We start from the raw sequence: 17,796 nt of genomic DNA on the forward strand, positions 1-17,796 counted from the left end.
GGCGGCGCGTAGACCGTCCAGCAGCAGGGCAATCTGGCGGCGGGCGACGGCAGCGGCGTCCGGGCCGCCATGGTCGGCCAGGCAGGCGTTGAGCCAAAGTGCGGTGAACAGATCATCGACGGTGATGTCGGCGCGCAGCGAACCGTCGGCCTGAGCTTCGGTGATCAATCGCGAGCCGAGTTCCAGGCTGGCCTGGCAGATCTGCTCGATCGCCGGCGAGGCGTACTGCGTGGTGCACATGGCATCGCTGAAGGCATGATCGCCGGCCTGCAGATCACACAATCCGAATACGAAGGTGGCGAAGCGATCCCACGCCGAGTCAGCGGACAGCGCGCGTTCGGACAGGTCCTCGAATGTCTGCGCCAGCAAGGCAGGCAACGTTGCGTCGATGAGTTCCTCGCGAGTCGCGAATCGGTTGTAGAGCGTCCCGATGCTGACCTCGGCGCGCACCGCGATGGCCTCCAGCGGAGCGCCGAGCCCGCGCTCCTGAAACTCGATTCGCGCGGCTTCGAGCAGTTTCTCGCGATTGCGGCGCGCATCGGCGCGTAACGCGCGTTGTGCCGGCATCGCACCTCCAGAACTAAGTTGACACGCACCCTCAATATAGCGCTAGGCTGGCTTGTGTAACTTGAGCCAAACCCTCAACTTGGAGCAATCGTGAAGCTGCCCTGGTACATCAAGCCCGGCAACAAGGCGATCGTCGCGCTGTCCCGGCTCGGATTCCGCTTCGGCCCAAAGGGACCCGTGATCCTCACGGTCACCGGACGCAAATCCGGGCAACCCCGCGCGACACCGGTCACACCGATGTTTGTCGACGGCAAGCAATATGTCGCAGCCGCACCGGAGGCGGCGTGGATCGCAAACGTGCGGGCCGACCAGGCCGCGACGCTGAGCCGGGGGCGCCGGGTCGAGCAGGTACGGGTGGTCGAGCTTTCCGACGAAGACGCCAGACCACTACTTCGTCTACTGCCCAGCCTGATTCCCGGTTGGGTCGGCTTTCTTCGCCAGGGCGGACTCGTGACCGACGGTGACCCCGACGAGTTCGAGGCGCTCCTGGGGCGGATGCCGATCTTCCGGATGGATCCCGCGTAGGTCGCGGCGCAGCCGGAGCCGCCTCACGCGTGGCGGCTGGTCACTCCCCCGTCCACCACCAATTGCGTGCCCGTGATGAACGACGCCTTGGCTGACATCAGGAACGACACGGCCGCCCCCACCTCGCCGGGCTGACCGAGCCGACCCAACGGCGCGGCCTGCTCGAAACCCGCGCGGATCTCATCGACGTCCAAGGCGATCTGCAGCATCGGGGTGTGGATGAAGCCCGGGCACACCGCGTTGACGCGAATACCCAACGGCCCCAACTGCGCAGCCATCGACCGCGTCATGCCGAGCAGTCCGGCCTTCGAGGCGCAGTAGGCCGGGATGAAGGGGTTGGCTGCCAGGCCCTCGATACTGGAGATGCCCACCACCGCGGGCGACCCACCGTCGCGGGCCGACTTCTCCAGGTGCGGTAGCAGCAGCTGCACCAACAACGCCTGCGCACGCAGGTTCACGTCGAGCACCGCATCCCAGGATTCCTCGGTGTAGGCGCCGACCGGTTCGGCGATCACCCGGCCCGCGGCGTGCACCAGGCCGTCGATGCCGTCGAGCGCCTGCGCCGTAACCTCAACCGCTGCCGCCAATGCCCCGGTGTCGCACACATCGATCACCGTCGAGGGCATACCCAGCCCCTCGGCCACCGCCTTCACCTCAGGCGCGATGTCCCACAACGCAACCCGTCGGCCGTCCGCGATGAGCGCCTCCGCGCTGGCCCGGCCGATCCCCGATGCTGCACCCGTCACCACCACACCTGTCATGCCGGACAGGGTAGGTGCCGCACCGCCACGCGGGGGCGATTTTGGTTATATCGGCTAATCGACGAGATCAGCCAGCGCCTGTGCGGTCTGCAGGTCTTCGTACGCCGCCGAATACCGCTGCGCCAGGGCCAGCGCGATGTCGGGGCGCTGCCACAACTCCCCCGCGCTGACGGTCGCGAGCCAGGTCATCAGACCATGCGCCACCGACGCCCGGTAACGCAGCCAGATCTCGTCGGGCGACGGAAGCTCGTCGGCCGGCAACCCGAGCGCGTCCCGGTATTCCTCGAGCAACTCACGCTCGGCCACTCGACGGTCCTCGGTGGTCAGCGCGCCCTGCAGGAAATAGCCCAGATCCAGCGAGAAGTTGCCGCGCCGGGCCACTTGCCAATCCAGGAAACCGACGTCGCCGTCACGCAGCACGTAGGTGTTGCCGATGTGCGGATCACCATGCAGCAGCGTCTGCGAGGAGCCCGACGAGGTGAGGGTCTGAATGAAGGGTTTCCAGATCCCTTCCACCAGACGGTCGATGGTCAGTGCATGAACCGANGGGCCAGCCCACGCACCCCGTGCGCGGCCTGTTCCACGGTCAGCGGCCGGGTGGCATCCCGCGGGTCAGCCGAGCGGGCCGTGAGGTCTTCCATGACCAAGACGAAGTCTTCGTCGCCCTCATCGATCGGCGCCGCGTACACCAATGGATGTTCCAGCGGCAGTTCGACTTTCGAGTTGAACAACCGCGGCTCGTGCAGCAGACCGCTGGTGTACCTGATCATCTCCTTGTGGCCGGGATCGACGGCCTTGGCGAACACCGTGGCGGGCCCCGACCCCGAGGAGTAGGTAACCGACAGCCGTGCACGCCGATTGGTGCCGTCGTCGCGCATGTCGACGGTAACGCGGTCCACCACCGCCTCGGGGTGGTGATCCGCCAGCGCCACCGTCATCCACTCGGGCGTGATCTGCGTCCAATCCTCAGGGACGGTCAGCACGGCGGTCATCGAATGAAGGCCGGCATCGAATCCCAGCCGCGCACCGTCGAGGTCGGCGACAACTCGGCGTTGTCGAGATCGACGTCCCACTCCGGGAACCGCTTGAGCATCTCCTCCAACGCGATCCGGCCCTCCAGCCGAGCCAACGCCGAACCCAGGCAGTAGTGGGTGCCCACGCTGAACGCCAGGTGCTGGCGCTGTTCGCGGTGGATGTCGAAAACCTCACCGTCGGGCGGGAACTGGCGGCTGTCGCGCACCGCCGCGCCGATCAGCATCATCATCACGCTGCCTTCGGGAACGGTCCGGCCGTGGAACTCGACGTCGCGGGTGACGTAGCGGGCCACATGCGGCGCCGGCGGTTCGAACCGCAGGAGCTCCTCGATCGCTTGCGGGATGAGGCCGGGGTTCTGCACCAACTGGCGCCGCTGATCCGGATGCTCGGCGAGCACCTTTGCCGCCCAACCGATCAACCGTGTCGTGGTCTCGTTGCCCGCTCCCGCGACCACGTTGATGTAGATGAGCAGCTCCTCGCGGGTGAGCTTGCGAGTGACGCCGTGCTCATCGGTGAACTCCACGTTGAGTAGATCGGTCATGATGTCGTCGGACGGATTGTTCTTGCGCCAGTCGATGTAGGTCTCGAAGATCGAGCCGTCGACCAGACCCTCCTGCGCCGCCTTCATCGGCTTGCCCGCCTCGGTGCGCAACTGGTCGTTGCCGTGGTCGCGGATCATCTCCTGGTCGTCCTCGGGGATGCCCAGCAGGGCACTGATCACCCGCATCGGCATGATCGCGCCGAAATCCTTGATGAAGTCGATCTTTCCGGCGCCGACCAGTGGGTCCAGCGACTGCGCGCAGAACTCCCGGATCTTGGGCTCGAGCGCATTGATCTTGCGCGGGGTGAACATCCGGGCCAGCAACTTGCGGTGCACGGTGTGGATCGGCGGATCCTCGAAGATCAGGGCTCCGGAGGGGATGTCGATGTTGGCCTTGATCAGTTCGATGATCGCGCCGCGGGCCGAGCTGAACGTCTCGTGGTCGACCAGGCCCTTGTTGACGTCGGCGAACCGACTCAACGCGTAGAAGTCGTGCTGCTCGTTGTAGTACAGCGGCGATTCCTCGCGCAGCCGGGCGAACGTCGGATAGGGGTTGGCGTTGATCTCGACGTCGTAGGGGTCGAAGTACACCTTCTGAGTCGCGCTGGCTGTCACCGGAAATCCACCTCTCTGTGTCCGAGAGCGGAGTTTACACAGCGTTGGTTATGCGCGTAAGTAGATCGCCGACAAACACCGGAGCATCGGCAAAGCCGATGGTCAGGTGGACGCGCGCTGGATCAGCCTGGCCACCTCGGCGCTGCTCGGCTCGGCCTCGGCCGGATACCCGAGTTCCGACATCATCGCGGCCACCGCGACGTCGACGATCGCCTTGGCGTCGAACGCCACCGAGGTCAGCGGCGGCGCACTCACGGCACCCAGGTCGATCGCGTTGACACCCATCACCGCCATGTCTCCCGGGCACCTCAGCCCCGCCTCTCGCAGCCCGTGCAGCACCACGAATGCGGTCTCGTCGCTCTGCGCGCAGATCGCCGTCACCCCGTCGGCCGCCGAGCGCCCGACGATCCCGGCGGCGTTGGACCCGTCGGCCGCGAAACTGGCCACCGCGATCTCGGGGAGCCCACGCCGTTCGGCCGCGGCCCGCAGCCCCACCAACCAATAGTCGCCGAGCGGACGGAGTTCTTCCTCGGTCGTGTAGGCGAACGCCAGCCGGCTGTGGCCGCGCCCCGCGAGGTGATCCACCCGCATCTCGCCGATACTCGCGTCGAGCGAGCCGATCGCATGCAACTGCGAGCTGCCCAGATGAATCTGCGGGATGCCGGCCGAGTTCGCCGCCGCCAGCGCAATACCGGTCAGCGGGAACGTGCTGGTGACCGCCATCGGATTCAGGTCTGCGATCGCGTCGACGACGTTGCGGTCGTCGTCGGTTTCGAACTGCAGGGACAGTACGACGCCGTGCCGCGCAAGCGCCGTGGTGAGCCGACTGCCGACCTCGATGGGCAGGTTTCCCAGCGAGAGCCGGCCGACGATGTAGAGCACCACACCGCTGCCGCCGACCGCGAGGTTGCGGGCCGCCAGGTTGGGCCGGTAGCCGAGGTCGGCCGCCGCTTTGCGCACCGCCGCCTGCGTCTGTTCCGAGATACGTTGCCCTTGAACATTGTTGAGGACGTAGCTGACGGTAGCCGTGGAGACGTTGGCCAGCCTGGCTACGTCGGCTTTCGTGGGGCGGGCCGTCGGTTTGGTGCTGCTCACGGTGACATCGTGACACGTTGCTGATCGGTGGGGTCGGCTATGCCACGCAGCGGCCGTCCGGCACTCTCCCGCAAGGTCAGCACGGTGAGTACCGAGACGACGCCTGCGGCAACGAGATACAGCGCCGGCGCCAGATTGTTATATGTGGCGGTGGTGAGCCAGGTGACCACATACGGCGTGGTGCCGCCGAACAACGCCACCGCGATGTTGTAGCCGATCGAGAAGCCGCTGTAGCGCACCCGGGTGGTGAACAGCTCGACGCCGGCGGTCACCGCGGTCGCCACGTAGACCGATTCGATCGCGGCCAGCAGGCAGTGGCCGATGGTCGCCGCGGCCACCGATCCCGAATTCATCAGCAGGAAAAGCGGATACGCGCACACGACGAAACCCGCCGACCCGGCCAGCAGCAGCGACTTGCGTCCGATGCGGTCCGACAGTGCGGCCAGCGGCAGGATCAGGATCAGGGCAACCAGGCTGGCCAGCGTGATCGAGACGAACGCCTGGGTCTTGCTGAAATGCAGCGCCTTGATGAAGTACGTCGGCAGGAACGTGAAGACGACGTAGTAACCGACGTTGAACACGATGAACAGACCGATGACCTGCAGGATGGCCCGCCGCGCCGTGCCCACCGCTTCGCGCAACGGCGAGTCGGCGACCCGGTCGGCCTTGTCGAGCTCGGCGAATTCGGGAGTGTCGTCGAGCCGCAACCGGATGTAGAGGCCGACGAGTCCGAGCGGGGCGGCCACCAGGAACGGGATGCGCCAGCCGTAGCTCTCCATCGCCTCCGGTGGCAGCAGGGCCTGCAGGAGGGTGACGGTGACCGACCCCAGCAGGAAGCCCAGCACTCCCGACCAGGCGATGAAGGTGACGGTGAGCCCACGCCATCGGGTACCTGCGTATTCAGCCAGATAGACGGCGCCGCCGCCGTATTCACCACCCGCCGAGAAACCCTGGAGGCAGCGCAGTAGGAGCAGAAGCAGCGGTGCGGCCACCCCGATCGTGGCCTAGGTGGGAAGCAGGCCGATGCCGAGGGTGGCCGCCGACATCAGCAGGATCACCACGGCGAGCACTCGCTGACGGCCCAACCTGTCGCCCAGCGGACCGAACACGAATCCGCCGAGCGGCCGCATGAAGAACGCCGCGGCGAAAATGGCGAAAGTGTTGAGCAGGGCCGCGGTTTCGTTTCCGGCCGGGAAGAAGTTGGCCGCGATGTAGGTCGCCAGGAAGCCGTAGATGGCGAAGTCGAACCACTCCACCGCGTTGCCGATGGACGCGCCGGTGACAGCCTTGCGCACCGGGGAATTCACTCGGGTGTCTCGCTTGGTTGCCATCAACAGAAAACTCGCCTCTCGGATCGCGAGAGGCGAGTTTATCCGTTTGGTTATGCGCGTAAGCCAATTTCCTCGAACACCCAGATGGCGCCGCCGGTGGCACCCAGTTGAACGGCGTGCCGTGCCGAACGTCGCCGGGAGCAGGTAGAACTGGCTGGGGTGAATCGCACGAAAGGCGGCTCAAGTGGCGAGGCTTCGCTGGTGGCTCGGTCTGGCCTGTTGCGCGATGGTGTTGGCCGGGTGCGCGGATGCCACGGTCGTCGGGGGCCGGGCGACGTCGATGCTGTTCCTGCCCGACCGCGTGGGCGGGCTGCCGGTGACCGACGGCCACAGCGGAATCCGGCCCGGCGCACCCGCGCCGACCCGGCAGGCCGAGAACACCGACGGCGGTCAGATCGACGACCTGGTTCTGCTGGCCGTCGACGACATCGAGGATTTCTGGTCCGACCACTACACCGGCGGCTCCCTGCCCGGAACGTTCACCCCCGTCTCGCGTCTGGTGTCGTTCAACTCCGATGCATCCCCCGGGCTCGACCTGTGCGGTGAGAACACGGCCGGGCTGACCAATGCCTTCTACTGCTTGACCAGTGACGTGATGGCGTGGGACCGCGGCGTGGCGATACCCGTCGCGGCACAGTACTTCGGACAGATGGGTGTCGTCGGCGTCATGGCCCACGAGTACGGCCACGCCGTCCAGCAGCAGGCCCGGCTGATCAACGAGAGCACTCCCGTGCTGGTGGCCGAACAGCAGGCCGATTGCCTTGCCGGCGTCTACCTGCGCTGGGTGGCCGCGGGCGAATCGCCCCGCTTCGAGTTGAGCACCGGCGACGGGCTCAATCACGTTCTGGCCGGCCTGATCTACATCCGCGATCCGCTGATGACCCGAATCGACGCGGCCCTCACCGGCAACGAACACGGCTCGGCCCTGGACCGGGTCAGCGCGTTCCAGATCGGCTTCAGCGGCAACATCGACCAATGCGCGGCGATGGACTCCGACGAGATCAAGAAGCGCCGCGGGGACCTCCCCAAGTTCCTCGATTTCTTCGGCGTCGACCAGACCGGCAACAGCACCATCACCGCCGACCTGCTGGACCAGACCATGCAATCGCTACAGCATGTGTACGCGCCCAGCAATCCACCGACCCTGAGCACCGAACCCAGCGGCTGCCCGGACGCCGGACCGTCGCCTCCGGCGTCCTACTGCCCGGCGACCAACACCATCGTGGTCGATCTGGACGGGATGAAAGCGTTGGGCGAAGCCAGGAACGAAAACGACGAGCAGGAGCTGCTGCAGGGCGACAACTCGGCGATCTCGGTGTTGACGTCCCGCTACGCGCTGGCCATCCAACACGAGAAAGGCCTCACACTGGACACCCCCGTGGCCGCCATGCGCACCGGCTGCCTGACCGGTGTGGGGCAGGCCCGGATGGCCGAACCCGGTCAGCCGATCACGCTGTCGGCCGGTGACACCGACGAGGCGATCAGTGGCCTGCTCACCAATGGACTGGCGGCCAGCGATGTCAACGGCAGGGTGCTGCCGGCCGGGTTCACCCGCATCCTGGCCTACCGTTCCGGNGCGCCGATGTCGCCGGCACTCAGCTCGACGTCCGGCAGGCCGAGGCCGGCGTGGCCGAAATCCTGTCTGACCCCATCCACGGCTACGGGGCCAACCGCGTCGTGGCGGTGGCATGCAACAACGGCGACAACCCCGTCGTACGGACGGGGGCGACGTTCACGTGCGCGGTCGAGATCAACGGAACGCTGCGTAGGGTGGTCGTGGAGTTCACCGACAGTAACGGGACTTATGCAGTTGACGGGCCGCGATAGCGAGACGCACGACACAATTGCGGCGGCGCGTGAGAACACCCACCCGACCAGGCTGCCAGGCATAATTAGGGGCGCTATTAGTCTTACGGCATGGGTCGGGATCCCTTAGCAACCAGTGCTGTTGATTCGTCGACGTCGAACATCGAGAACTACGTTCGCGACGACGGCACCATCGTTGTACCCGACGGCGTCACACTGACGTCGTTCCTCGATCGCAACCGGTTCACCTTCGGGGACGAGCCGTCCTACCGATTCCTCGACTACTCCACCGATCCCGACGGCCGCGCCGTCGAGCTCAGCTGGAATGCGCTGTGGGCACAGGTGTGCGCGGTCGGCGCCCGCTTGCAGCAGGTTTCCGCGCCCGGAGACCGGGTGGCGATCCTGGCTCCCCAGGGTGTGGAGTACGTCGCCGCGTTCTTCGCGGCCATCCACGCGGGCAACGTCGCGGTGCCGCTGTTCGCCCCGAGCCTGGCGGGGCACGCCGAGCGGCTCGCGGCGGTGCTGGCCGACGCCAAGCCCACCGTGGTGCTGACCACAAGCGCGGCGTCGGAGTCGGTGCGGAACTTCCTGCGCACCCTGCCCGCCGCGGAGCGCCCACGGCTGATCGCGGTGGACGCCGTCCCGGACACGCTGGCATCGATGTTCCAGGCGCCGACGGTCGACACCGATGACATCGCCTACCTGCAGTACACGTCGGGATCGACCCGCACCCCGGCCGGCGTGGAGATCACCCACCGCAACGTGTGTACCAATGTGCTGCAGATGATCCTGGCCGGCGATCTGAGCATGGGCATCCGCAGCGTCAGCTGGCTGCCGCTGTACCACGACATGGGCCTGATCATGATCATGTTCCCGGCGCTGTGCGGCAGCCACATCACGTTGATGGATCCGATGGCCTTCGTCCGCCGGCCCTACCGGTGGATCAAGCAGCTCGGCGTCGAGGCCGCCCACGGCCGCACCCTGGCCGCCGCGCCGAACTTCGCCTTCGAGCTGGCCGCCGAGCGGGGCCTGCCGCCGGCCGGCGAGGCGCTGGACCTGACCAACGTGGTCACGCTGCTCAACGGATCCGAGCCGGTGACCATGGCCGCCGTCGAGAAGTTCACCGCGGCGTTCGCCCCGTACGGACTGCCCGCCACCGCCGTCAAGCCGTCCTACGGCATGGCCGAGGCCACCCTCTCGGTGGCCAGCATCGCCCCGAGCGCCGCCGCCAGCGCGGTCTACCTCGACCGTGATCAGCTCAGCGCCGGACGCGCGGTGATCGTGGAGCCCACCGACGAGGGGGCCGTGGCCCACGTGTCATGCGGTCAACCGATCCCGAACCAGTGGGCGGTGATCGCCAGCCCCGACGGCACCGAGGCACCTGACTGCACCGTCGGGGAAATCTGGCTGCACGGCAACAATGTCGGCCGCGGCTACTTCGGCCGACCCGACGAGAGCGAGCGGGTGTTCGGCAACAAGCTGCAGACCCGCCTCACGACCGGCAGCCACGCCGAGGGCGCGCCGGACAACGGCTACTGGCTGGCCACCGGAGACCTCGGGGTCTACATCGACGGCGAGCTGTACCTGACCGGCCGCATCAAGGACATGATCCTGATCGACGNCGGCGCCGGCCGCGCCGAGCCAGGGCCGATCGTCGACGCGATCCGCGCGGCCGTGTCACGTCAACACCAGATCCGGGTCGCCGACGTGCGGATGGTCGCCGCCGGGGTGATCCCCCGCACGACCAGCGGCAAACTGGCCCGAAATGCCTGCCGCGCCGAGTATCTGAGCGGCAAGTTCAACAAGTAGGGCTTGGTTGGCGCTGCGCCTTCGCAGTTCCGAGTACGACGCTATGGTCGTTTCGCGTTACCCGACACGACGTTTGCGTTGCGCTCGCGGAGCTAGTTGACGACCGCTGGGCGTGGAGGCGCCCACTTCGTCAGAATGTCATTGACCGCAACGCGATTGAACCCGAAGAAGTCGTGGGTGGTCTTGCCGGCCGGCTGCCAGTCACCGGTCACGACCTGGCCGTTGTATTCGTAGAAGGCGAATTCCCCGATATTGGCGCCGAACGCCTTCCGGAAGTCGGGTTCGGCAGCCGGATCTCTCGCTTCGAACGTGATCCGGGCCGGACCTTCGCTGTCGGTGACGGTGTACTTCAACGGATTGTGCAACTCGGTGGCCCCGACGTTCATGATGAATATGCCCTTGCCGTCCGGCCCCAGTTGAATGCGGGCGGTACCGGAGGCGTTGGTGAACTGACCGCCGTTCCCGGTAGCTTCGGCAAGTGTCGTTGCCACCGTGGTGCATTCAGCGGACGGTGTGCCACAGGCCTGGACGGGACGCACCTTGGGTGCGGCATTGCGCTGCGGAATGCGGTCGAGCGTGAACTCCGGGTCGACGGCGGTGTGCGCCATATCGAACGCGACGGCGCCGGCACTGAAGGTGGCGGCGGTGACCGGCTCGGGGAGCACCGCTCCTTCACTCATCGCCCGTTTCAGGCCGTCGGGCAACGGTGCACCACTCAGATCGGTCCGGTACAGCGTGTAGAACCCGGTGCCGGACGCGCCGACGGATTCGACGGTCGGCCAACCGCTGCCACCCTGAGGTCCCGCGGACACGGTGAAGCTGCGATCGGATTCCACCCACTCGCCCTTGCTCGGCGAAAAGATAAGCTGCGACACATCTTTCGGTTGCCATGATCCGTCGGCGAAAATGAACGTGCTGGTCTTGAGCGAATCTCCGGTGGCGATCAGCGACTGATAACCGCCGATTTCGGCCGGGGTGGCCCTGGCATCACGCGTCACCATGAAGACGCCGTCGGCCAGCGCCGTCAACGGATCGGTCTCCGCTACGGCCCCGTGTTCGGGCGCGGGCTGGTCGAGCGTTGCCGACGGCGCGGACTCTGGCGGTGCCGAGGTTTGCTTCATAGGGCCATGCTCCGCAGATTCGCCACCGCCGCAGGCCGTCACCAGAGCAAACACACCAACAACGCCCATGACTCGAAACTTCATGATTGCTACCCCCTCGCGGGCAATATATCTCGCCCGTTGCTAGGTCGGCAGCGGATTAGCTCAGGCTGCGGCCCATTCCTTTGCCGCATCGAGATCCCCGAGGCCAAATACCTTGAGTTCGCCGGGGATCATCCACGCGAACGCGTGCATGGCGTGGGCGACCCACTCAAGGTCGGAAACGACAGCGATCCGCTTGAACACAGAGTGATGGCTCAGCAATACACCGAGTCCGAGCTTCAGATCCTCGACCAGCCCGCCGGGCCCGAAGCCTTCGTAGTCCGGTGAGATCACCTCGACGATGCGGATCTCACCGGTCCTGAGCAGTTCGTCCATCGTCGGCCGGAATTCGCGCAGGTCGTCACCGCGCACGCGACCGGACACTCGGATCCCGAACACGCCCTTGGGCATATCGGGAAGGACATCGATCATCGTTCTCCTCCTGCCTACTGTTCGATGGCACCAGTGTGCCTCTGCCAGACGCATCTACTGCCAGGGTTGCGAAGTCAATTCCGCGACCATGCCGCACACTTTGTGACGTGACGACGCGCCTCGATAGCTGGGAACACCGCGCCGAGTGGCCACTTGCCGCGGTCGCGGCGGTCTTCCTGGCCGCCTACACCGTCGAAGTCCTCGTGCAGCCGCGCGGCCTGGGCGCACACGCGATCACCCTGGCCACCTGGTTGTCCTGGGCCGTATTCAGCGCCGACTACGCCGCCCGCCTGTACCTCGCCCCCGACCGCAGGCAGTGGTTCGTGCGTCATCTCGCTGACCTGGCGATCGTGCTACTGCCGCTGCTGCGACCGTTACGGTTGCTACGACTGGTCGTGTTGATCGGTGTTTTTCAGAAAGCCATCGGCAACGCCATCCGCGGCAAGGTGATCCTCTACACGATCTCGGGTGCGGTCCTGCTGGTCTACGTCGCCTCATTGGCCGTGCTGCAGGCCGAGCGCGGCCACCCCGACGCCCACATCACCGATTTCGGCGATGCCGTCTGGTGGGCGATCACCACGATCACCACCGTCGGTTACGGCGACATGTTCCCGGTCACCACCACCGGGCGAGTCATCGCCGCGCTCTTGATGATCGGCGGGATCAGCCTGGTCGGCTCGATCACCGCGACGATCGCGTCCTGGATCGTGCAGAGCGTGACCGTCGACGACGCCGCCACCGCGGCGGCCACGGCGGCGCACATCAACGAACTGCGCGCCGAGATCGCGTCGCTGCGCGAGGAGTTGCGGCAGGTACCTGCCGCCGAGGGCTCGGGAACCGACCACGGACCGTACAACTGATAGCGCAAATAGAGTGCGGGCGGTGGGACTCGAACCCACACGCTCTTTCGAACACGGGCACCTAAAGCCCGGGCGTCTGCCAGTTCCGCCACGCCCGCAGTGCCCCGATCGTACAGCTCGCATCGCAGCGAACACGAAGGTGCCCGAGGAGTCCGCCCCGGGGCTGATTCGACGCAGGCGGCACCGAGTCGTTGCCGACGATCGCGGTCGCTTGGACACGCCCGGCAAGCACGACGTCGCCGTGCAGCGCAAGGCCACCACCGCGCGCTCGGCGAGCTCGTCGGACTCAAGATCTAGTGCCGTGAGCTGGCCCGAAGCACCGCGCCGTACCATGGACGAATGTCCACTACACGGCGTAGGAGACCAGCGCTCATCGCGCTGGTGATTCTCGGCGCCGCCGGCTGCCTGGCGCTGGCGTGGTGGCAGTGGACCCGCTACGAATCGGCCTCGGGCACCTTCCAGAACCTGGGCTATGCCCTGCAGTGGCCGATGTTCGCGGGATTCTGCTTCTACGCGTATTACAAGTTCGTCCGCTACGAAGATGCGCCGCCGGAGCGCCCCAGCGATGAGCTCACTGAGATCCCCGCAGGCCTGCTGCCCGAGCGGCCCAAGTCCGCGCCCCCGGACGCCGGCGACCACGAACTCTCCGAGTACAACGCCTACCTTGCCGAGCTGGCCAAGTCCGACGCCCAGTCCGAGAAGAAAGACAGGACCGATAGATGACCGAACCGCAAGCCGAGGTCACGCCGCCGGTTTCGACTCCCAAGGAGACAATCCGCAAGGCATTGCTGGGCTACCGGGTGTTCGCGTGGGCAACCGGCCTCTGGCTGATCGCCCTGTGCTACGAGATGGTGCTCAAGTACATCGTGCAGGTCGACAATCCCCCGGGCTGGATCGGTGTGGTGCACGGCTGGGTGTACTTCATCTACCTGATGTTCACCGCCAACCTCGCGGTCAAGATCCGCTGGCCCATCGGCAAGGCGATCGGCGTTCTGCTGGCCGGCACCATCCCGCTGCTGGGCATCATCGTCGAGCACTTCAACACCCGCGATATCAAGAAGCGCTTCGAGCTGTAAAGCCGGGCTGCGCTCTTACCCCATCGAAGCCAGTCGCTGAAGCAGCGGCGCGGCTTTGATCAATGCCGCCACCTCCTCGTCGGTCATCTGCGCCAACTGCTCGCCCACGCCACCGGCCCACGCCGCGTCGATCATCTTCTTGTGCTCGGCGGCCTTGGCCGTTAGGCGCAACCGAATGCAGCGGCGGTCGCGTGCGTCGGGCGCGCGGTCGATCAAGCCACGCTCGACCAGTTTCCGCACGGTGGTGCTGACGTTGCTGGGCTGCAACGCGAGGACATGGGCGGTCTCCGACACGCTGATCCCCGGATGGTCGCTCACGGTGCGGATGACTTCGAATTCCGAGTGCGGCAACGGTTCCAGACCGACCTGTTTTTCACCGAACCGCCGCAGCGACCACACCAGCGTCCGCACGGCGGTGGCGATGTCGCGCACATCACGTGCCGGGGTGGGCACTCGAGGGGGCGTCATGTCGGCTATATTACCTATATATTTATATATAAATCCATGACTTAAGGCCTGAATGAGCACGCGAACCACCACCACCGAGCACACCTCCCAGGCACCGGCGCTGCCATTGAGCTGGCTCGGGGTGCTCGCCCTGTTGACCGCCGTCGCGCCACTGTCGATCGACATGTACCTGCCCGCCTTCCCGGCGATGGCCCAGGAGTTCGGCACGTCGGCCTCGGCCGTGCAGTTCACGCTGACCTCGTTCATGGTGGGCCTGGCCAGCGGCCAGTTGATCATCGGACCGCTCTCGGACCGATTCGGCAGACGCCCTCTGCTGCTGGCGGGCACCGTTGTCTGTGTACTGGCCGGCGTCGCCTGCGCGATGGCGCCAAATATCGCGGCGCTGACGGCGTTCCGCTTCGTGCAAGGGTTCAGCGGCGCCGCAGGTGTCGTGCTGAGCCGCGCCGTGGTGGCCGATCGCGTGCACGGCCCCCTGGCCGCGCGGGCTTTCAGTCTGATGATGATCATCAACGGTGCCGCACCGGTGCTGGCCCCGCTGATCGGTGGATCGCTGATGGGCGTGATCGGCTGGCGTGGCATCTTCTGGATCCTGACGGGACTTGCCGTCGCCATGTTCGTCGGTGTCGTCGTCGTTCTCCCGGAGACCCACCCGAAAGACCACCGCCACACGGGCGGCGTGACCGCGATGCTGCGCGACGCCCGGTCAGTGCTCACCAACCGCGGTTACCTCGGCTACACGCTGGCCTTCGCCTTCGGCTTCACCGTGATGTTCGCCTACATCTCGGCGTCCCCGTTCGTGCTCCAGAATGTGCTCGGGCTGTCCCCACTGCACTACTCGTTCGCATTCGCCGCGAATGCCGCGGGCATCGTGATCGTGAACGCCCTCAACGCCAGGATCGTGGGGCGGTTCGGCCAGCGTCGACTGCTGCACCTGGGCATCGGTCTACTGGTCTTCTTCTCGGTTCTGCTGCTGGTGGATGCCCTACTCGGCCCGGTGCTGTGGGCGTCGCTGGTCCTGTTGTGGGGCGCCGTCGCGAGCCTCGGCCTGGTGGCGGCCAACGCAACCTCGTTGGCGCTCGACAAGGTTCGCCATGCGGCCGGCACCGGATCTGCGGTGTTGGGCGCCTTGCAGTTCGGTCTGGCCGCGGCGGTGTCACCGCTGGTCGGGCTCGGCGGGGACCACACCGCCCTACCGATGGCCATCGCCATGGTGGTCAGCGCCGGCATCAGCGCGGCCGCACTGTTGCTGACCCGGGGCGAGCGGTCTGCCGATTGACGCGTTGTCACGCCAGAGTGACGCTGGAGCGCCGACGCCACTCCAGCGTGACAATGGCTGGACCGCAACCAATTCCGCGCACGCCAGCGTGACGCTCGAGGTCGACGGCCACGCTAGCGTGACAACGTGGGCAGCGACAACGTGGGCAGCGTGACAACGCGGGCAGCACGACAAACACCGGCGAACACGGCACCGGCCGGAGACAGCCGACGACCCCTACGACGCCGCCAACTCCCGCAGCGCGGGCACCAACAGCGCCAAGGCCCGGCCGCGGTGCGATGCGGCGTCTTTCTCGGCGGGCGTCAGCTCGGCGGCGGTGCGATCGAACCCTTCAGGCAGGAAGACCGGGTCATACCCGAACCCGCCCTCGCCCCGGGGCGAACGGGTGACGGTCCCGGGCCACTCCCCCCGCACCACGGTGTGACCCGACGCAGAAACCAAGGCGCACGCCGACACGAAGGCCGCTCCGCGCCGCTCGTCGGGCACGTCGGCCAACTGGCCCAGCAGCAGGGCGGTATTGGCGGCGTCGTCCCCGTGCCGCCCGGACCAGCGCGCCGACAGAACGCCCGGCATCCCGTTCAGGGCAGCGACCGAGATCCCCGAATCGTCTGCTACACAAGCCAATCCGGTGGCCCGAAAGCCGTCGGTGGCTTTGGCCAGGGCGTTCTCCTCGAACGTCGCACCGGTCTCGGGTGCCTCGTCGTACGCGGGCACGTCGGCCAGCGACACCAACTCCAGGCCGACTATCCCGGCGGCGTCCAGCACCCGCCGGAGCTCGGCCAGCTTCTTGGGGTTACGGCTGGCGACAAGTAGCGAAGGCACTCAGCTTCCAAACGCCTTCTTGGGTGCCGGCCCTTCCGGCAGCACGCCCGGATACGGCAGTTCCAGCGCCTCACGCTGGATCACGAACAGCTGCTCGCAGGCGCCCAGCGCGGCGTCGAGCATCTTGTCCAGCGTGGAGCGTGGGAAGGTGGCGCCCTCGCCGGTGCCCTGGATCTCCACCAGAGTGCCGGTGTCGGTGGCGACGACGTTCATGTCGACCTCGGCGCGCGAATCCTCGACATAAGGCAGGTCGACGCGGACGCGTCCGTCGACCACGCCCACCGAGACCGCGGCGATCGCGCACGACAGCGGTCGCGGATCGGAAAGCCGGCCGGCCGCAGCGAGATACGTGACGGCATCGGACAGGGCCACGTAGGCCCCGGTGATGGCGGCGGTGCGGGTGCCGCCGTCGGCCTGCAGAACATCGCAGTCGATCGCGATGGTGTTCTCCCCCAGCGCGCCGAGGTCGATGCACGCCCGCAGCGAGCGTCCGACCAGTCTGCTGATCTCCTGGGTGCGCCCGCCCACGCGGCCCTTCACCGATTCACGGTCGGAGCGATCGTGGGTGGCGGCGGGCAGCATGGCGTACTCGGCGGTCAGCCAGCCCTGCCCCGAACCCTTACGCCAGCGCGGCACCCCTTCGGTGACCGAGGCGGTGCACATGACGCGGGTCTGGCCGAACTCCACCAGCACCGAGCCGGCGGGGTGCGTCGTGAATCCGCGGGTGATGGTTACCGGACGCAGCTCGTCATCGAGACGGCCGTCTTCTCGCTTGGACACCCGGCCAACCCTAGCGGAGTCAGCCGCGGGTGACGTCGAACGTCTCGCCGCACACCACGGCGTGTACCGGGCCGTCGAACTCGGCCTTGGCTTCGCTGATCACATCCTCGCGGGAGGTCCACGGCGGAATGTGGGTCAGCAGCAGTTCGCCGACCCCGGCCGCGGCGGCGGCCCGGCCGGCCTCGGTACCGGACAGGTGAAGCTTGGGCGGACGCGACGGATCGTGTGTCCACGACGCCTCGCACAGGAAGACGTCAGCGCCGCGAGCCAGTTCGACGAGCGCATCGCAGTATCCGGTGTCGCCGCTGTAGACGAGCGTCGCGCCGGAGGGATCGGTGAAACGCATGCCGTAGGACTCGGTCGGATGACACACCAGGCGCGGGGTCACGTTGAGCGTGCCCAACTGCACCGGGGAGCCGTCCACCCACTGCTTCACCTCGAAGATGTCGGTGAAATCGTCGATCTCACCACCCTCGGGCGACGACGCCGCACCCAGCCGGGCCCAGGTGTTGGCCGGCCCGTACATGAGCCCACGCTCGGTGGCCGGAATGGGGTGATACCGGCGCCACACGAACAGGCCGGGCAGATCGAGGCAGTGGTCGGCATGTAGGTGCGACAGCAACACGTTGACCGTGTTCGGGTCGGCGTAGCGCTGCAGCGCACCCAGTACGCCGCCGCCGAAATCGACGACCATCGGAACCGTGTCCGGTGCGGTGACCAGATAACCAGAGGCTGCCGAATCCGGGCCGACAACGCTGCCGGAGCATCCCAGGATGGTCAATCGCACAGTGTCTA

16 protein-coding genes, 1 tRNA gene and 3 pseudogenes are annotated in these 17,796 nt (G+C 66.7%); 7 read left to right on the forward strand and 13 right to left on the reverse strand.

All coding sequences use genetic code 11. The features are described 5' to 3' along the window. Positions 1-567 (reverse strand): TetR/AcrR family transcriptional regulator (locus BN4332_RS11605; protein ID WP_066898592.1); only part of this gene is annotated, 567 nt, incomplete at its 3' end. 90 nt (positions 568-657) lie between these two features. Between BN4332_RS11605 and BN4332_RS11610 the strand changes: the two genes are divergently transcribed. Next, entirely contained in the window at positions 658-1,092 is a 435-nt protein-coding gene (locus tag BN4332_RS11610) for a nitroreductase family deazaflavin-dependent oxidoreductase (RefSeq protein ID WP_235654071.1), read from the forward strand. Positions 1,093-1,115: 23 nt separating this feature from the next. Here BN4332_RS11610 and BN4332_RS11615 read toward each other — a convergent pair whose 3' ends face one another. From BN4332_RS11615 to BN4332_RS11635, 5 genes and pseudogenes are all read right to left on the reverse strand, one after another. Further along, complete coding sequence (locus tag BN4332_RS11615) at positions 1,116-1,853, reverse strand: SDR family NAD(P)-dependent oxidoreductase (protein WP_066898594.1); 738 nt, start codon at positions 1,851-1,853, stop codon at positions 1,116-1,118. 54 nt (positions 1,854-1,907) lie between these two features. Then, positions 1,908-2,845, reverse strand: a pseudogene (locus tag BN4332_RS11620) (phosphotransferase). Continuing rightward, entirely contained in the window at positions 2,842-4,044 is a 1,203-nt protein-coding gene (locus BN4332_RS11625) for a cytochrome P450 (RefSeq protein WP_066898595.1), read from the reverse strand. The pseudogene BN4332_RS11620 and the gene BN4332_RS11625 overlap by 4 nt, the downstream one beginning before the upstream one ends. Before the next feature lie 102 nt (positions 4,045-4,146). Then, the gene (locus tag BN4332_RS11630; protein ID WP_066898596.1) at positions 4,147-5,139 is read right to left on the reverse strand and encodes a LacI family DNA-binding transcriptional regulator; all 993 of its coding nucleotides are present in this window, start codon (positions 5,137-5,139) and stop codon (positions 4,147-4,149) included. Next, positions 5,136-6,470: pseudogene (locus BN4332_RS11635) on the reverse strand (MFS transporter). Before BN4332_RS11635 ends, BN4332_RS11630 begins: the two are co-directional and overlap by 4 nt. Before the next feature lie 226 nt (positions 6,471-6,696). Between BN4332_RS11635 and BN4332_RS11640 the strand changes: the two are divergent. Both BN4332_RS11640 and BN4332_RS11650 read left to right on the forward strand, forming a co-directional pair. Further along, a pseudogene (locus BN4332_RS11640) lies at positions 6,697-8,043 on the forward strand (neutral zinc metallopeptidase); the annotation flags it as partial. 344 nt (positions 8,044-8,387) lie between these two features. Continuing rightward, complete coding sequence (locus BN4332_RS11650; protein WP_066898597.1) at positions 8,388-10,085, forward strand: AMP-binding protein; 1,698 nt, start codon at positions 8,388-8,390, stop codon at positions 10,083-10,085. Positions 10,086-10,177: 92 nt separating this feature from the next. Here BN4332_RS11650 and BN4332_RS11655 read toward each other — a convergent pair whose 3' ends face one another. Both BN4332_RS11655 and BN4332_RS11660 read right to left on the reverse strand, forming a co-directional pair. Then, on the reverse strand, positions 10,178-11,206 hold the full coding sequence (locus BN4332_RS11655; RefSeq protein WP_066898598.1) for a hypothetical protein: 1,029 nt from the start codon (positions 11,204-11,206) through the stop codon (positions 10,178-10,180). A 144-nt stretch (positions 11,207-11,350) separates the two neighbouring features. Next, positions 11,351-11,719, reverse strand: a complete 369-nt coding sequence (locus tag BN4332_RS11660) for a SpoIIAA family protein (RefSeq protein ID WP_066898599.1) — start codon at positions 11,717-11,719, stop codon at positions 11,351-11,353. 107 nt (positions 11,720-11,826) lie between these two features. Here BN4332_RS11660 and BN4332_RS11665 point away from each other — a divergent pair, with 107 nt between their 5' ends. Then, the gene (locus BN4332_RS11665) at positions 11,827-12,579 is read left to right on the forward strand and encodes a potassium channel family protein (RefSeq protein ID WP_084459246.1); all 753 of its coding nucleotides are present in this window, start codon (positions 11,827-11,829) and stop codon (positions 12,577-12,579) included. 14 nt (positions 12,580-12,593) lie between these two features. On the opposite strand, the gene BN4332_RS11670 is transcribed toward BN4332_RS11665, so the two are convergent. Next, positions 12,594-12,677, reverse strand: a tRNA-Leu gene (locus tag BN4332_RS11670). A gap of 241 nt (positions 12,678-12,918) precedes the next feature. On the opposite strand from BN4332_RS11670, the gene BN4332_RS11675 reads away from it, so the two are divergent. Continuing rightward, positions 12,919-13,302 carry a hypothetical protein gene (locus BN4332_RS11675; protein WP_066898600.1) on the forward strand — a complete coding sequence of 128 codons (384 nt, stop codon included), beginning with the start codon at positions 12,919-12,921 and terminating at the stop codon, positions 13,300-13,302. Next, a complete protein-coding gene (locus tag BN4332_RS11680; RefSeq protein ID WP_066898601.1) occupies positions 13,299-13,655 on the forward strand; it encodes a DUF3817 domain-containing protein in 357 nt (118 codons plus the stop codon). The genes BN4332_RS11675 and BN4332_RS11680 overlap by 4 nt, the downstream gene beginning before the upstream one ends. Positions 13,656-13,670: 15 nt before the next feature. On the opposite strand, the gene BN4332_RS11685 is transcribed toward BN4332_RS11680, so the two are convergent. After that, on the reverse strand, positions 13,671-14,087 hold the full coding sequence (locus BN4332_RS11685) for a MarR family winged helix-turn-helix transcriptional regulator (RefSeq protein WP_096867072.1): 417 nt from the start codon (positions 14,085-14,087) through the stop codon (positions 13,671-13,673). A gap of 88 nt (positions 14,088-14,175) precedes the next feature. Here BN4332_RS11685 and BN4332_RS11690 point away from each other — a divergent pair, with 88 nt between their 5' ends. Continuing rightward, entirely contained in the window at positions 14,176-15,399 is a 1,224-nt protein-coding gene (locus BN4332_RS11690; RefSeq protein WP_066898603.1) for a multidrug effflux MFS transporter, read from the forward strand. A 216-nt stretch (positions 15,400-15,615) separates the two neighbouring features. Here BN4332_RS11690 and rdgB read toward each other — a convergent pair whose 3' ends face one another. The 3 genes from rdgB to BN4332_RS11705 are packed head-to-tail and all read right to left on the reverse strand — an operon-like array spanning position 15,616 to position 17,788. Continuing rightward, positions 15,616-16,221, reverse strand: a complete 606-nt coding sequence (rdgB, locus tag BN4332_RS11695) for an RdgB/HAM1 family non-canonical purine NTP pyrophosphatase (protein WP_066898604.1) — start codon at positions 16,219-16,221, stop codon at positions 15,616-15,618. Then, positions 16,222-17,001 carry a ribonuclease PH gene (gene rph / locus BN4332_RS11700; protein ID WP_019344250.1) on the reverse strand — a complete coding sequence of 260 codons (780 nt, stop codon included), beginning with the start codon at positions 16,999-17,001 and terminating at the stop codon, positions 16,222-16,224. Positions 17,002-17,020: 19 nt separating this feature from the next. Continuing rightward, on the reverse strand, positions 17,021-17,788 hold the full coding sequence (locus BN4332_RS11705) for a cyclic nucleotide-degrading phosphodiesterase (protein WP_066898605.1): 768 nt from the start codon (positions 17,786-17,788) through the stop codon (positions 17,021-17,023). Between the last annotated feature and the right edge of the window lie 8 nt (positions 17,789-17,796).

It is taken from the genome of Mycolicibacterium houstonense, assembly GCF_900078665.2.
GTDB classification, from domain to species: domain Bacteria; phylum Actinomycetota; class Actinomycetes; order Mycobacteriales; family Mycobacteriaceae; genus Mycobacterium; species Mycobacterium houstonense.